Raw genomic sequence first — 17,283 nt, forward strand, 5'->3', positions numbered from 1 at the left:
CCGGCCGTCGCGGCGGTGAACGACCGTTCATCGGGTCGTCCAAATACTGCGCGGCGCCCTCTCAGCTGCGTGTTTACCCTCTGGCGGCGGCGGGTATGCAGGTCGCAACGGTCTGCGTATGTGCAGACTGCGCAGCGATTTTCGCTGATTTCGCCACGTCGGCCGCCTTGACGGCTCGCCGATGTTGCGTCGCCAGCCGATCTGCCGGCCGGCCAAAGCTGAACATGTGGAGTTGATCCTGGGGGGAGGTGGCGAAGGCAATGCGTCTTGGCGCCCCGGCGTTTGGCCGGTACCGGCGTGGGTATGGACGAGCCCATGGCTCGGCCGGACGGGGCCCAATTGGGTGCGGCGGCGCTAGACCCGCCGTGCACCGATCGCTGGCCGCGCGCGGAGACGGGGCACACTGGGATGTCTGAGGCTTCTGAGATGTCTGGGATGTCTGACCACCAGCCGGGCACCGTCGTCGACCCAGATCCGATCGTCATCGTCGGCATGGCGATCGAAGCACCCGGCGGTGTCGACACCGCGGAGGGCTATTGGGACTTCCTGTCGCAACGACGGGAGGGGTTGTGCCCGCTGCCCACCGACCGGGGCTGGCCAATTCGCGATCTGCTGACCGGGTCCTGCCGCGAGGGATTCAAGAGGATCCATAATTGCGGCGGTTTTTTGACCGGGGCGGCGACCTTCGACCCGGCGTTCTTCGGCATTTCGCTGCGCGAGGCCATCTCGATGGACCCGCAGCAGCGGGTCGCCCTGCGAGTCGCCTGGCGCGCCCTGGAAGGCAGCGGCATCAACCCCGACGACCTGGCCGGACACGACGTCGGCTGCTACGTCGGCGCCTATCTCACTGGTTACGGACCCGACATGGCGGAGTTCTCCGGCCACAGCGGACGCCTGCTCACCGGGACCGCATCCGGCGTGATCTCCGGCCGGATCTCCTACCTGTTGGGGCTGGCCGGCCCGGCGTTGACGATCGACTCCTCATGCTCGTCTGCGCTGGCAGCACTTCATGTTGCGGTGCAGGCATTGCGGGCCGGTGACTGCGACATGGCCCTGGCCGGCGGGGTCACCGTGATGGGCTCTCCGGGCTTCTTCGTCGAGTTCTCCAAGCAGCACGCCCTGTCCGACGATGGCCACTGCCGGCCCTACAGCGCCCAGGCCAGCGGCACCATCTGGGCCGAGGGTGCGGCAGTGTTTGTCCTGCAACGGAAGTCGGCCGCGCTGCGCAACGGCAGGCGAATCGTTGCCGAGGTCCGCGCCAGCGCGCTCAACCAGGACGGTCGCAGCGCGGGGCTCGCGGCCCCGTCGAGTGCGGCCCAGAGCCGCCTGTTTCTGCGGGCGATGGCCCAAGCAGGGCTCGGGCCCGAGCAGATCGGAATGATCGAGGGGCACGGGACCGGCACCAGGCTCGGTGATCGCACCGAATTGCAGGCGCTGACCGAAACCTACGGCAACACCGAACCGGGTCGCGGCGCCCTGTTGGGGTCGGTGAAGTCCAACTTCGGCCACGCGCAGGCCGCCGGCGGCGCGCTCGGGCTGGCCAAGGTGCTGGTCGCCGCCGAGCATGGCGCTGTTCCACCCACCCTGCACGCCGCCGAGGCGAGTCGGGAAATCGATTGGGACGGACAGGGTTTGCGACTAGCGCAGGAACTCACCCCGTGGCCGGCCGTGAACGGGCAACGGATCGGCGCCGTCTCCGCCTTCGGCATCAGCGGCACCAACGCCCATCTCATCGTCTCGATGGCCCCGACGGCACAGGCCGCATGATGACGACGCACCGATTTCCCGATAACCGCGTGCCGGTACTGCTCAGCGCACATGAAGAGGAGCTGATCGGTCAGGACGCCGCGGCCATCCTCGACTACCTCGAGCACCTCGGGAGGCAACCCGGAACCGGCGACGTGACCCCGGCGGTGGCGGCCACGCTGCTGCGCACCCGGCGGGTGCGCCGCCACCGCGCGGTCGTGCGGGCCGCTGACCGCACCGAACTCGAGGCCGGGCTGCGCGCACTGGCCGCTGGTGAACAGCATCCGCTGGTCGCCCGGTCCTCGGAGAACGCCAAGACCCGGACCGCGTTTGCGTTCCCGGGCCAGGGCAATCAATGGGCCTCGATGGGAGCCGAGGCGTACCAGCACCTTCCGGCGTACCGGGCGGAGGCGGACCGCTGCGCGCACGCGTTCGTCGCCGCGGGTTTGCCGTCGCCGCTGCCCTATCTAGTGGGCGAGCCGCCAGCCGGCTCGGCAGCCGACACGGACCACGGCTGGTCGCAGATCGACATCCAGGGAGCACAATTCACCCACGCCGCCAGTTTGGCGCAGGTGTGGCGATCCTGCGGAGTGCTGCCCGACCTCACGATTGGGCACAGCCTGGGAGAGGCGGCTGCCGCCTACGTGGCCGGCACCATCACGCTGGCGGACGCGGTCGCGGTCGTGGCCGCCCGAGCCACGGTGGTCGGCCGGCTGTCGGGCCGCTACGGCATGGCGGTCCTCAGCATGGGCGCCGACCAGGCCACGCGATTGATCACCGAAACGCCTGGCTGGCTGGAACTTTCGGCAGTCAACGGGCCGTCGTCGAGTGTCGTTTCCGGGGACCGCGACGCGGTGGCCGCCATCGTGGGACGAGCCGAAGAGGACGGCATTTTCGCTCGCGAGCTGACCGTCGACTATCCGGGGCACACCAGCAAGCTGGAATCGCTGCGCGACACGTTGCGCGAACTGCTGCCCGCATCGGAGTTCTTGGACGCACCGGTGGAGTTCGTCAGCTCGGCTCGCGGCGACGTCGTCACGCCACACACCGACTTCACCGACTACTGGTACCAAAACCTGCGCAACACAGTCAGATTCGATCAGGCCGCGGCAACGGCTCGGCAACGCGGCGCGGGCACGTTCGTGGAAATGTCGGCGCATCCGTCGCTGCGTTACGCACTCGCCGAACTGGCCGAAGACGCCCTGATCGTGGTTTCCGGCCGCCGTGACGGACCCGTCGTGGACCACTTGTCCGCCAATATCGCCGCCGCCGCGCTGGCCAATCCCGGTTACCGTTGGCGCGACGTCGCGGGCGTCGGCGACCAGCCGCTGCTGCGGGGTTTCCCGACCGCGCCGATGCGAGCCATCCATCTGTGGGCCACCCCCGAGCCGTTGCCGCCGGCACCCGGGTCGGCTCTGGTGGTCGCCCATGAGCGGTGGGAGAAATTGCCGGCGAGCGACCAGAGTCAACATGACGCGGCTGATCGGCCGGCCACCGCCGTCGCGATCGTGACGCCCGACTCCGCCGACGATCCGGTGGCGCGGCGGCTGACAGAGGCGGTCGCGGCGCATCCCGCGTGCGACCTGACGGGAACCGACGAGGCGGAGATCGCGGTGATCATCGCACCGGCGCTGATGCAGCCGGACGCGATCGCCGCGGCCGGCCAACTCCGCGGTGGCGCCCAGCAACTCGACTATCACCGGGCGGTCGGGGCGCGCTGTCGACGGGTATGGCTGGTTACCATCTGCGGTGAACAGGTGGACGCCAGCGCACCGGCGGCTTTGCCGGCGCAGGCCGCGCTGGCCGCGATGCACCGCAGCGTCGGTTTCGAGTTCCCCGACCAGACATTCGCCCACCTCGACGTGCCGAGCCGGGATATCGACGAGGCGACCGCTCGCCGGTGCATCGATGTGCTGCTAGACGATCACATCGAAGTCGCGGTGCGCGCCCACTATTCCGGCACCGGGCTCGATTGCTTCACGCGGACGCTGCGCGAATCCGCCGAATCCGCGGCCGAAGGCGTCGCCACCGCGGCGCTGGACCATGTGGTGATCACCGGCGGCAACGGCACCATCGGCCTGCGGTACGCCAGGCACTGCGTCGAACACGGCGCTCGGCGGGTCACGCTGTTGAGCCGCAACGGCGTCGACCAGGCCGAGCTGGACCGGTTGACCGCGGGATACCCGGCGCAGGTGCTCGCCCCGGCTTGCGATATCACCGACCCCGACGCGCTGGCGGCGGTGGCCGGCGAGTACGCCGGCGACGGCGCGTCGCTGCTGATCCACGCCGCCGGCGCAGCCCGCTTCGCCCCCCATGACCAACTCGGCGACCACGAGTGGGCAGATGTGTTCTCCGCCAAGGTAACCGGGCTGGTCCGAATGACCGACGCATGGCCGCTGCGGCCGGATGCGCGGATCCTGCTGTGTTCCTCGGTATCCGGAGTGTGGGGCGGCTACGGGCACGCCGGCTATGCGGCATCCAACCGGATGCTCGACACCGTGGCCGCCCAGTTGCGCGGCAACGGACTGAACTGCATGTCGGTGCGGTGGGGCTTGTGGCAGGGCACCACGATCGCCGCCGCCGACGACGTCGCCCGCATCGAGCGGTCCGGCTTGATCGCCATGGACCCCGACACGGCGGTCACGACCAGTCTCGGGTGCCGTCAGGGCGACCCGCTGATTCTGGCCGCCGACTTCGACCGCCTTCGGGTGTTCTTCGAAAGCCAGGGCGCCGCAATGCCGTTCGCGACGGCAACCACCGAAGGCGACGACGACTCGGCGGCCGACGGCCAGCGTCCGGACCAGCGACCGATCAGTGAGCTGGTACGCGCCGAGATCGCAGCGGCATTCAGTCTCGATGGTCCAGCGGCGGTCGACCTGAACGTGGCGCTGGTCGACCTCGGCGCGGACTCGATGCTGGCGCTGGACCTGCGTGACCGGTTGCGCCGATGGACCGGCAAATCGGTGCCCGCGGCCCGACTTCTCGGCGGTATCACCGGCGCCGAGCTGATCGCGATTCTGCAGTCGGACCCCAGCGCGGACGGCCCAGCCGCGAGCCCGGAGCCAACGGCGGAGCCCGGGTCTACCGCGAATCCCGTAAGACGAGAAAGGTTGAGATCCTCGCGTGACTGACACCCACCAAGACTTGACGTCGTTGCGCCGTGGGCTGGCCGAGCCCGACTTGGCCTGGTCCGCGTCGCCTTCCCAGGACTCACCGCAGGACACTGGCCCCGCGCTGTCCGACGGCCAGCGCCGGCTGTGGTTTGTGCAGTCGATCGATCCGAGCAGCTCACTGCTCAACGTCTGCGCGTCCTACCGGCTGACGGGAACCGTCGACGTTGAGCGGTTGCACCGGGCGCTGGACGCCGTGGCGGTTCGGCACCCGGTGCTGCGCACCACGTATCGCGCCGACGACGACGGAGATCCGCGCCCGGTGGTACACACCGACCTACGGCCCGGCTGGGCGCAACACGACCTTTCCGGGCTGGCCGAGCAAGCCCGGCAGTTGCGGCTGGAAGTGCTGGCGCAACGGGAGTTTCGTTGTCCTTTCGAGCTGACCGCCGACTCCCCGCTGCGGGTCACCTCGGTCCGGCTGGGCGCCGATGAGCTGATGCTGTTGATCACCGCCCATCACATCGCCTGGGACGACGGATCGTGGGGCCCGTTCTTCACGGATTTGACCCGTGCCTATTCCGACCCCGGCGGCCTCGACGCCGCGGCGCCGCCGGTATCGGCCGCTGCCGCCGACACCCTCGACGAAGATCTCGCCTATTGGCGATCATTGATGTCGGATCTGCCCGAACCGCTGGAACTTCCGGGCGCCAACGGATCGGCGGTGCCCAGCACCTGGCGAGCGCAACGGGTGTCAGCGCACCTGTCCGCGGACACCCTCGACCGGGTCACGGCGCTGGCCGGCGAGTCCGGCGCCAGCCCATACATGGTGATGCTGGCCGCATTCGCCGCGCTGATCCACCGCTACACCCATGCCACGGATTTCCTGATCGCGGCACCGGTGACCGACCGCAGCAGCGGGGCCGAGAATGCTATCGGCTATTACGGCAACACCGTCGTGGTGCGCTCCCAACCGCAATCCCGGCAAACATTCCGCGACCTACTGGCGCACACCCGCGACATCACCACCGGGGCCTTCGCCCACCAGCATGTCAACCTCGACTGGCTGGTGCGCGAGTCCAACCCCGACCGCCGCCACGGCGCCGACCGGATGACCCGGGTGAGCTTCGGCCTCCGCGAATCCGACGGCGGCGGCTTCTGCCCGCCCGGCGTGCAGTGTCAGCGTGGCGACCTGCAAGGCCAGTTCAGCCAGTTGCCGTTGAGTTTCACGGTGGAATTGTCCGAATCCGGGGCGCTGGTGGAGGCCGAGTATCTCGTCGAGGTGCTCGACCCGCCGCTGGCCGCTCAGCTGCTCGAGCATTACGCCATCCTGCTCGACAGCGCGCTGGCCGACCCCGACACCGAGCTGAATCGGCTCTCGCTGTTCGGCGCGGCCGAGGCCGAGTGGTTACGCAAAGTCGCCACCGGCGAACACTTCTCGACGACAGCCACCACCATGCCGGCGTTGGTGGCCGAACGCGCCGCGTCCTCGCCCGACGCCGTCGCCGTCGTCTACGAGGGCCGTCGATACAGCTACCGCGAGCTCAACGAGGAAGCAAACCGGTTGGCGCACTGGCTGATCAACCAGGGTATCGGCACCGAGGACCGGGTCGCCGTGCTGCTGGACAAGTCCCCAGAGCTGGTCATCACCGCCTTGGGCGTCCTCAAAGCCGGTGCCGTGTACCTGCCGGTCGACCCGACCTATCCGCAGGACCGGCTGTCCTACATCCTCGACGACGCCGAGGCCAAACTCGTACTGCGCGAACCGGTTACCGACCTGGCCGGGTATCCGCCGGCCGACCCGGCGCCCGACGAACTGGTCCGGCCGCTGCGGCCCGACAACACCGCCTACCTGATCTACACCTCCGGATCGACCGGGCTGCCCAAGGGGGTGCCGGTGCCGCACGCCCCGGTCACCGAATACTTCGTCTGGTTCGGCGACGAGTACCAGGTCGACGAGACCGACCGGCTGCTGCAGGTGGCCTCACCCGGGTTCGACGTGTCCATCGCGGAGATCTTCGGGCTGCTAATCTGTGGCGGGCGGCTGGTGATTCCGCGGCCGGACGGATTGCGCGACATCGGTTATCTGACCGATCTGCTCTACCGCGAGGGCATCACCTCGATGCACTTCGTGCCGTCGCTGCTGGGCCTGTTCCTGTCGCTGCCCGGCGTCAACCAGTGGCGCACCCTGCGCCGGGTGCCGATTGGCGGCGAGCCGCTGCCGGGTGAGGTCGCCGACAAGTTCCACGCCACCTTCGACGCGCTGTTGTACAACTTTTACGGACCGACCGAGACCGTCATCAACGCCACCAGCTATCAGGTCGAAGGCACCCAGGGCACCCGGATCGTCCCGATCGGCCGGCCCAAGATCAACACCCAGGTGTACCTGCTCGACGATGCGCTGCAGCCCGTCCCGGTCGGGGTGATTGGCGAAATCTACATCGGCGGAACGCATATGGCGCACGGTTACCACCGCCGTCCGGCGCTGACCGCCGAACGCTTCGTCGCCGACCCATTCACCCCCGGCGGCCGGCTGTACCGGTCCGGGGACCTGGCGCGCCGAAACGCCGACGGCGACATCGAATTCGTCGGCCGAGCCGACGAGCAGGTGAAGATCCGCGGCTTCCGCATCGAACTCGGCGAGATCGCCGCGGCCATCTCGGTCGACCCCAGCGTCGGGCAGGCGGTCGTGATCGCCACCGATCTGCCGGGGCTGGGCAAGAGCCTGGTCGGCTACGTCACCGGTTCCGACGGCGGCACCGAAACCGTCGACGTGGACCGCATCCGGGCCCGGGTGGCCGCCGCGCTGCCGGACTACATGACCCCCGCCGCCTATGTCGTCCTCGACGAAATTCCGATCACGACGCACGGCAAGATCGACCGGGACGCGCTGCCGCAGCCCGAAATCGCTTCGGCCGCCAAATACCGCGAACCCACCACGGCGTCCGAGCGCACTGTCGCCGGCTTGTTCACCCAGTTGCTGGGCCACGACCGGGTCGGTGTGGACGACTCGTTCTTCGACCTCGGCGGGCACTCGCTGGTGGCCACCAAGCTGGTCGCCGCGATCCGTTCCGAATGCGGCGCCGAACTCGGCATCCGCGACGTCTTCGAGCTGGTGACGGTGGGGCGGCTGGCCGAACGGGTCGACCAGTTGCAGTCGGGTGCGGTCACTTTCAAGCGGCCCAAGCTGGTCAAGACCTCACACGAGGGTCCGCTGCCGCTGTCGGCCGCCCAGCTGCGAACCTGGTTCGCCTACCAGATTGAGGGACCCAGCGAGGTCAACAACATCCCCTTCGCCGCCCGGCTGAGCGGGCCCTGCGATGTCGACGCGCTGGTCGCCGCCGTCGGCGACGTGGTCCGGCGGCACGAGATCCTGCGCACCACCTACACCGAAATCGACGGTGTGCCATATCAAGTGGTCCAATCGGCTACTGAACTGCCGGTGCGGCAGGCCTCCGGGCAGGGTGAACAGTGGTTGCGGCAGCAGCTGGACAGCGAGCGCCACTACAGTTTCCAGCTGGACCGCGAATGGCCGATCCGCGCCGCGGTGCTGCACACCCGTGACGAGCACGTGGTGTCGCTGGTGGTGCACCACATCGCGATCGACCACTGGTCGGGTGGGGTGCTCTTCGCCGACCTGCTCACCGCCTACCGCGCTCGCCACGCCCGGCAACAGCCGTCCTGGGCGCCACTGCCGCTGCAATACGCCGATTACGCGGCCTGGCAGGGCGAGTTGTTGTCGGAGCCAGACGAACACTCCAGCCTCGCCCGGGCGCAACGCGACTACTGGGTGCGCCAGCTGGAGGGCATACCCGAGGACACCGGGCTGCGGCCCGACCTTCCGCGTCCGGCGGTGCCCAGCGGGGCCGGCGACTCCGTCGAGTTCAGCATCGGCGCGCAGACCCGCGGCAAGCTCGCCGAGCTGTGCCGGGGGCTGGGTGTCACCGAATTCATGCTGCTGCAATCGGCGGTCGCCGTGGTGCTGCACAAAGCCGGCGCCGGCGTCGACATTCCGCTGGGCACACCGATCGCGGCACGTACCGAGCCCGAACTCGACCAACTGATCGGCTTTTTCATCAACATCCTGGTGCTGCGCAACAACTTGGACGGCAACCCGTCGCTGCGCGAGGTACTGACCCGGGCCCGCGAAACGGCGCTGGCCGCCTACGCCCACCAAGACCTGCCATTCGATCGGGTCGTAGACGCCGTAAGCCCGGTGCGCACGCTGTCGCGAAATCCGCTGTTCCAGACCGTCGTGCACGTCCGCGATCACCTGCCCGGCGAACGGGTGATCGACACCAGCGCGGCCGGCGACACCGTATTTACCGCGCTGGAGCCGACATTCGACATCGCCCACGCCGACTTGAGCGTCAACTTCTTCGCCACTTCCGATGCTGACGGAGCCGCATACCAAGGCAACATCCTCTACCGCACCGAGTTGTATCACCGCAGTACGATCGAGCGGCTGGTCGGATGGCTGACGCAGGTCATCGACGCATTTGGCGGCGACGTCGATCGGCGGCTGCGCGACGTGCAATTGCTCGACGCCGAGCAGCGACAGCATATTCTCACCCAGTGGAGCCGCGGCCCCGAGCCGCCGGCCGAGTGTCCGCGCACCATCGCCGAGCTGCTCGAGCCCAGCCGCCGATGGGGCACCGATCGCATCGCGCTGCGCTGCGGCGACGAGCAGCTCGACTACCCTGCGCTGCATCGTCGTTCGGACAACTTCGCGCACCTGCTCGCCGAGCGGGGCGTGGGGCCCGGATCGCTGGTGGGCCTGTCGACACGACGCGGCATCGACATGGTTGTCGCGCTGGTCGGCATCATGAAAGCCGGCGCCGGCTTCTTCCCGCTGGATCCCGGTTATCCGCTGGCACGCAAACAGCTGATGCTCGACGACGTGGCACCACAGGTGGTGGTCGCGACGTCCGAGGCGCTGGACACCATGCCGGAATCGCCTGAAGTGACGTTTATTTCGCTCGACGACCCGGCGGTGCGGGAGGCTCTGGACTGCGAGCCGTCGGCAGCTCCGTTACCCGCCGCGCATCCCGACGACCCGATGTATCTGGTGTTCACCTCGGGGTCGACGGGCACGCCCAAGGGTGTCTTGGGCACCCACCGGGCGATGACCACCCGGCTGAACTGGCAGCTGTGGAATTACCCGGTGCCCGACCGGGATATCCGGCTGGCGCAGGCGTCGTGGACCTTCCTCGAGGGCTGCATGGAAACCTTGGGCGGTCTGGCCGCTGGGGCCACAACGATCCTGGCCGACGACGCCGAGCACCGCGATCCCGAGGCGCTGGCGTCGCTGATCCAGCGCCATTCGGTGGCCCAGGTCACCGCGGTGCCCAGCCTGGTCTCGACCATCGTCGACGCGTGGCCCGAAGCATTGGGCTCGCTGTACCGGCTGGTGTGTGGCGCCGAGCCGCTGACCGCGTCACTGCAGGAGCGGCTGCTGGCCCACTACGGCTCCGACGGTTCGGCTTCGGGCCCGCAGCTGCTGAACAACTTCGGCGCCACCGAAACGTCCGGCGCGCTGGTCCGCGGACCGATGACCCCGCCGGTGCCGCTGCTGGGCACCCCGATGCCCGACGCGCAGGTGTATCTTCTCGACGACGGCCTGAACCCGGTGCCGCCCGGCGTGGTCGGCGAATTGTATTACGCCGGCGGGCAATTGGTGCGCGGGTACTGGAAACGGCCCGGCCTGACGGCAGCGCGGTTCGTGGCCAACCCGTACGCCACCGGGCCCGGTGCGCGGTTCTACCGCAGCGGTGACCGGGCCCGCTGGACCGCTGACGGTCGACTCGAGTTCGTCGGCCGCACCGACCATCAGGTCAAGGTGCGCGGTTTCCGCGTCGAACTCGGCGAGGTGGAAGCCGCCTTGAAGGCCGCCGACGGGGTGGCCGTGGCGGCGGCGCGCACCTGGGACGTCGACGGCAGCACCACCTTGGCCGGCTATGTGGTGCCGCATCGCCCCACCGCCGGCGAGGAGGCGAAATCCGCGTTCGCATCGGCGGTTCGGGCCGAAGTCGCCGCGGTGCTGCCGGGCTACATGATGCCGTCGTCGATCACCGTGCTCGACGAGATGCCCAAGACCGAGTCGGGCAAGCTGAACCGTCCCGGCCTGCCGCGGCCGTCGGTGAGCACCACCGGACACCGCGAGCCGCCGAGCACCGACACCGAGCGGGCGCTGGCCGAGGTCTTCGTCGACCTGCTGCCGATCACCGAAATCGGGCGCTTCGACGACTTTTTCACCCTCGGCGGAGACAGCATCCTGTCGGTGCAGCTGGCGGCGCGGGCGCGGGCGGCCGGTCTGCCGGTCAGTCCTCGGATGGTGTTCGAGAACCCGACCGTGCAGCAGTTGGCGGCAGCGGTGGAATCGCATGCGGCATCCGGTGGCGCCGTTGACGGCGACGGCGCTGCCGCCGCCGATACCCACCACGAGCCGATGAGCACATCCGGATTGTCCGCCGAACAGCTGGCGGCGGTCACGCAATCGTGGAGTAACCAATGACCGCCACCGAAACCGGTGCGCCCTCAGGCATCGAGGATGTGATGGCGCTGAGCCCTTTGCAGGAAGGGCTGTATTCGCTGACCGTGCTTTCCGGGCTGGCCGACACCGGCGACGGGTCTGCGGTCGACGACCCGTACCTGGTCGGGATCGCCGCCGATATCGCCGGTCCGCTCGATGTCGAGCTGCTCCAGGACTGTGCGGCGAAAATGCTGATGCGCCACCCCAACCTGCGAGCCAGCTTCGTCAGCCGCGATATTCCCCGGCCCGTGCAGATCGTGCCGTCGCGGGTCGAGCTGCCCTGGCGCCAGGTTGCCGCCGAGCCCGCGGATATCGAAAAACTTGCGGCCGCGGAACGGTCTCGGCCGTTCGACTTCGAAAAGACACCGGCGATCCGGTTCCTGCTGATCGAATTGCCTTATGCCCGTTGGCATTTGGTGATCACCGCGCATCACATCGTGATCGACGGGTGGTCGCTGCCGGTGTTCGCAGCGGAGATGATCGCGCTGTACGGGGCGGGCGGTGACCTGGAAGCGCTGCCGGTCAAGCCGCGGCCGTACCGCGATTACATCGGATGGCTGGCCGGGCGGGACCGCTCGGCCAGCGAGCGGGTATGGCGCGAGCACCTTGCCGGGTTACCCGGCCCCACACTGCTGGCGGCGTCGATGGCCACCGAAGCGCCCCGGACCGGATTGCCCCGGCGCACCGAGTTGCGCACCGACCGGCAGACCACCGCGCGGTTGAACGACGGTGCCCGCTCCCGCGGAATCACCGTGAACACCCTGATGCAGATGGCCTGGGCGCTGGTGTTGTCACGGCTGACCGACCGCGACGACGTGGTGTTCGGCGTCACGGTCTCGGGCCGGCCCGCCGAACTGTCCGGCGTCGAAACCATGATCGGGTTGTTCATCAACACCGTGCCGCTGCGGGTGCGGCTCGACGCCAACGCCGAAGTCGGCGCGCAATGCGTTGCGCTGCAACGGAATGCGGCGACGCTGCGGGACCACAGCTATCTCAGCCATGCGCAACTGCGGGCGATCGGCGGCGTCGGCGAGATGTTCGACACGCTGCTGGTCTATGAGAACTTCCCCACCTCGGGACTGGCCGACGGTGGTGAGTTGACCGCGGGCGGCGTGACATTCCGGCCGGCCGGGCTGGAGAGCGTGACGCATTTCCCGGTCGCGCTGGCCGCCCACCTGGACGACGGGCAGCTGGTCATGTTCGTCGAGGTGCTGCACGGCGCGCTGGGCGATACCACCGGTGAGACGCTCGGCCGGCGGGTGCTGGCCGCCGCCGAGCGGCTGCTGTCGAGCTGGGAGCACCCGCTGCGCGAGGTCAGCGTGCTGTTCGACGAAGAGAGCCGGCCGCTGCGCGCCGCCGGCACAGCGCCGGTCCGCCCGGCAGCAGGCTTTCACACCCGCTTCGCCGCGGTTGCGCGGGCCGGTCCCGACCAGGAGGCGCTGATCTGGGCTTGCGGGTCCATGTCCTACGGCGAGCTGGACGCGACGGCCAACCGGCTCGCCGCGGTACTGATCGGTCGCGGGGTCGAGCCGGAATCGCCCGTGGCGGTGCGCCTTTCCCGCGGCCCGCAGTATGTCGTCGCGCTGCTCGCGGTGCTCAAATCCGGTGCGGTGTGCGTGCCGCTGGAACCGGGGACGCCGCCGGAGCGGGTGGAATCGATCCTGCGCCAAACCGGTGCCACCATCGTCATTGACGAGGACATGGTGACAGCCTCCGCAGCGTCCGGCCAGGCCGACGATTTCCGTCCCGTCGACGTCGACCCCCGCCAAGCCGGCTACCTGGTCTTCACCTCCGGGACCACCGGAGAACCCAAGGGCGTCATCGGAACCCACGCCGCGCTGGGCGCCTATGCCGACGACCACATCGACACCGTGCTGCGGCCCGCCGCCGCCCGGCTGCGGCGACGGCTGCGGATCGCGCACGCCTGGTCGTTCGCGTTCGACGCCGCCTGGCAGCCGCTGGTCGCCCTGCTCGACGGCCACAGCGTGCACGTCGTCGACGAACGCACCCAGCGCGACGCCGAGTCGCTGGTGCAGGCGATCGCCGAGCACCGCATCGACATGATCGACACCACCCCGTCGATGTTCGCCCAGCTGCGAGCCTTCGGTTTGCTCACCAGCGTGCCGTTGACGGTGCTCGCGCTGGGCGGCGAAGCCGTCGCCCCGCCGACCTGGAAGATGATCCGCGACGCATGCGCGCGCAGCGGGATGGCGGCCTACAACTGCTACGGCCCCACCGAAACCACCGTCGAGGCAGTGGTCGCCGACATCACCGAGCACGCCGCGCCGTCGATCGGGCGCCCGACCCGGCAGAGCCGCGCCTACGTGCTGGACTCCGCGCTGCGCCAGGTGCCCCGCGGTGCGGCCGGTGAATTGTATGTGGCAGGAGCACAATTGGCGCGCGGCTATCTCGGACGCCCCGGTGAGACGTCACATCGATTCATCGCCGACCCCTTCGGGTCCGGGGAGCGGATGTATCGCACCGGCGACGTGGTGCGCCGCCAGCCCGACGACTCGCTGGCCTATCTGGGCCGCGCCGACGAGCAGGTGAAGATCCGCGGCTATCGGGTGGAACCCGGCGAGATCGCCGCGGCGCTGCAGGCGCACCCGGGGGTACGTCACGCCCATGTCGTGGTCCGCGAACACCAGGGGGGCGCTCGGTTGACGGCCTGCGCCGCGACCGCGAACGGCTCGGAGCCCACCGAAGCCGAGTTGCGGACCATGCTCGGTGAGCGGCTGCCGCGCTACATGGTGCCGCAGCGCATCGTCGTCGTCGACAAGATCCCGCTGACCGCCAACGGCAAGCTGGACGAGGCCGCGCTGCCCGACGTCGATGCCGGTCCCGTCGGGTCGGCACCCGAAACCGCCACGGAATCCGCACTGGCCGGGTTGCTTTCGGAGATGTTGCAGATCTCCGAGGTCGACGTGACCGCAGATTTCCTGAAATTGGGACTGGACAGCATCGTGGCGCTTTCGGTGGTCCAGGCGGCGCGCCGCCGCGGCATTCCGCTACGCGCCCGGCTCATCCTGGAGTGCAACAACATTCGCGAACTCGCCGCCGCGATCGACGCCGAAGCCACCGGCGCGGCCCGCGACACCGAGCACAGCAACGAACCGATCCCGTTGCTGCCCAACGCGATGTGGGTCTATGAATACGGCGAGCCGCGGCGGATGGGACAGGTCGAAGCCATCCGGCTGCCCGAGGAGATCACCGCCGAACAACTGCGGGCGGCGCTGACCGCCATCGTCGACAGCCACGAAGTGCTGCACACCCGCCTGGACCGCACCAACATGACCCTGGTGCCCACCCCGGTCGGTGACTTCTTCGACGAGGCAGCGGTGTCCGGCGATCTGCAGGCGGCGGTCACCGGACACGCCGAGACGGCTCTGGAAAGCCTTGATCCCGAACGTGGTTCGCTGCTGGCCGCCAGGTGGCTGCGGCCGCCGACCGGTCCGGGGGTGCTGCTTCTGGCCGCGCATGTGCTGGCGATGGACCCGGCGTCGTGGCGGGTGGTGGTCGGTGAACTCGACGCCGCGTTGCATGCGCTGGCCGGCGGCCACTCACCCGCGCCCGTTCCCGAGCACACCAGCTACCGGCGGTGGGCCCAAGCGCTCCTGCGGCGCGCCGAAACTCTTGACACCATGCCGTTTTGGCTTTCCCAGCTCCAGGGTGAGGACCCGGATCTGGGCGCCCGACGGGTACAGGCCGACCGTGATCGGGCCGCCGGCCTGCTGATCCGCGCCGCAGTGACCGACACCGACATCACCGGTCGACTGCTGGATTCGGGTGTGCCGATGTTCGACCTGCTGGTCGCGGCGGCGGCGCGGACGGTGACCCGGTGGCGGCAACGGCGGGGTCAGCCGACGCCGGCGCCACTGCTGGCCCTGGAAACCCACGGCCGCGCCGACGCTCTGGTCGACGACACCGACGGCATGATCGATACCACCGACACCGTGGGCCTGCTCAGCGCGATCTATCCGCTGCGAGTGTATTCCACCGACCCGCATCGCGTGACCGAGCAATTGGCGGCTGTCCCCGGCGCCGGAATCGATTACGGTCTGCTGCGCTACCTGCGCGCCGATACCGCGGCTGCGCTCAACTGTGTTCCGGGGCCGCAGCTACTGCTGAACTACCTGGGCCGCACCGACGTCGGTGACGCCGGCGCCAGCGTGCGCCTGGACCGCGAGCTGCTGGGCGGACTGCCGCCGCTGCCCGAACCGAACGTGGCGCTGCGTCACGAACTGGTCATCATGGCCACCGTGCTGGGCTCCGGCGACCAGCAAATCTTGTTGACCCAGTGGCGTGCCCTGCCCGATATCCTCAGCGAGTCGGATCTGGCTGCGCTGCAGGATCTTTGGAATGAATCTCTCAAGGAGACCGTGACATGACTACGCTAGCTGTCGTCGGCGCCGGGGCCAAGGCGGTGGCCGTCGCCGCCAAGGCGTCGGTGTTGCGCGCCATGGGTGTCGACACACCTGACGTTGTCGCCGTCGAACGCACCAGGGTGGCCGCCAACTGGCAGGCCGGCGGCGGCTGGACCGACGGGGCCCAAAGCTTGGGCACCAGCCCGGAAAAAGACGTCGGCTTCCCGTACCGCTCGTCGCTGGTGCCGCGCCGCAACGCCGAGCTCGACGAGCGGATGACGCGCTACAGCTGGCAGGCGTATCTCATCGCCACCGGTCAATTCGCCCAATGGATCGATCGTGGCCGCCCGGCGCCGATCCACGGCCGATGGGGCCAGTATCTGCGCTGGGTCGCCGAGCGAATCGACATGGCGGTGGTCTACGGCGAGGTCGAACGAATCGCCCTCGACGGCCGGCGCTGGGCGCTGCGCACCGCCGAGCGCACCGTGCACGCCGACGGGTTGATGATCACCGGGCCCGGCCAAGCCGAACGGACGCTGCTGCCGGGCAATCCGCGGGTGCTCTCCATCGCGCAGTTCTGGCATCGCGCCGCCCAGCACGACCGGATCAGCGCCGAGCGAGTCGCGATGATCGGCGGCGGCGAGACGGCCGCGGCCATGCTCCATGAGCTGTTCCGGCACCCGATTTCGACGATCACCGTCATCTCACCGCAGGTCACGCTGTTCACCCGGGGCGAAGGCTTCTTCGAGAACTCGCTGTTCTCCGACCCGTCCGACTGGTCTGCCCTGACTCTGCCGGAACGACGTGATGCGATCGCACGCACCGACCGTGGCGTGTTCTCGTCGAGCGTGCAGGATGCGCTGATGGCCGACGACCGGATCCGGCACCTGCGCGGCCGGGTTGCGCACGCGGTCGATCGCGACCAACAGATCCGGCTCACCCTGAGCACCGACCGGGGTACCGAAAACTTCGAAACCGTCCACGGTTTCGACCTGGTCATCGACGGCTCTGGGGTTGACGCGCTGTGGTTTACCACGCTGCTGAACCAGGATGCGCTCGACCTGCTCGAGCTCGGGCTCGGCGGGCCGCTGAGTAGCGAGCGTTTGCAGGAGTCGATCGGCTACGACCTCGCCGTCAATAGCGTCACGCCGAAGCTGTTTCTGCCCGGACTGGCCGGCCTGAACCAGGGGCCCGGATTTCCCAACCTCAGCTGCCTGGGCCTGCTTTCCGACCGGGTGCTGGGCGCCGAGCTACCCCAAACCGACCCTTCTAGTAGGAGAACTGATGAGCACCAATCCCTTCGATGACGAGACCGGCACCTTCGTCGTGCTGGTCAACGACGAGGAGCAGCACAGCCTGTGGCCCACGTTCGCCGAGATCCCGGCCGGCTGGCGCAAGGTGTACGGCGAAGCCAGCCGGGCAGATTGCCTGCAATACGTCGAGGAACACTGGACCGACATGCGGCCCAAAAGCCTGCGTGAGGCCGTGAATTCGAGGCGGTCTGGTTAGCCAGGCCCGCCGGCGCCGCGAC

Annotated in this window: 6 protein-coding genes; all 6 read left to right on the plus strand. The window is 68.9% G+C overall.

The features are described from left to right. Positions 1 to 435: 435 nt before the first annotated feature. Genes B4U45_RS07060 through B4U45_RS07085 form a run of 6 tightly spaced genes read left to right on the plus strand, consistent with a single transcriptional unit; the run spans position 436 to position 17,261 of the window. Entirely contained in the window at positions 436 to 1,767 is a 1,332-nt protein-coding gene (locus B4U45_RS07060) for a beta-ketoacyl [acyl carrier protein] synthase domain-containing protein (protein WP_371686071.1), read from the plus strand. After that, a complete protein-coding gene (gene mbtD, locus B4U45_RS07065; RefSeq protein ID WP_075545590.1) occupies positions 1,767 to 4,877 on the plus strand; it encodes a mycobactin polyketide synthase MbtD in 3,111 nt (1,036 codons plus the stop codon). The genes B4U45_RS07060 and mbtD overlap by 1 nt, the downstream gene beginning before the upstream one ends. Beyond that, on the plus strand, positions 4,870 to 11,370 hold the full coding sequence (locus B4U45_RS07070) for a non-ribosomal peptide synthetase (protein ID WP_083155628.1): 6,501 nt from the start codon (positions 4,870 to 4,872) through the stop codon (positions 11,368 to 11,370). Before mbtD ends, B4U45_RS07070 begins: the two co-directional genes overlap by 8 nt. Beyond that, entirely contained in the window at positions 11,367 to 15,776 is a 4,410-nt protein-coding gene (locus B4U45_RS07075; protein WP_083155629.1) for a non-ribosomal peptide synthetase, read from the plus strand. The genes B4U45_RS07070 and B4U45_RS07075 overlap by 4 nt, the downstream gene beginning before the upstream one ends. Continuing rightward, the gene (gene mbtG, locus B4U45_RS07080) at positions 15,773 to 17,059 is read left to right on the plus strand and encodes an NADPH-dependent L-lysine N(6)-monooxygenase MbtG (protein ID WP_075545593.1); all 1,287 of its coding nucleotides are present in this window, start codon (positions 15,773 to 15,775) and stop codon (positions 17,057 to 17,059) included. Before B4U45_RS07075 ends, mbtG begins: the two co-directional genes overlap by 4 nt. Beyond that, on the plus strand, positions 17,037 to 17,261 hold the full coding sequence (locus B4U45_RS07085) for an MbtH family protein (protein ID WP_075545594.1): 225 nt from the start codon (positions 17,037 to 17,039) through the stop codon (positions 17,259 to 17,261). The genes mbtG and B4U45_RS07085 overlap by 23 nt, the downstream gene beginning before the upstream one ends. Positions 17,262 to 17,283 lie beyond the last annotated feature (22 nt).

The organism is Mycobacterium persicum (assembly GCF_002086915.1).
Taxonomy (GTDB): Bacteria; Actinomycetota; Actinomycetes; order Mycobacteriales; family Mycobacteriaceae; genus Mycobacterium; species Mycobacterium persicum.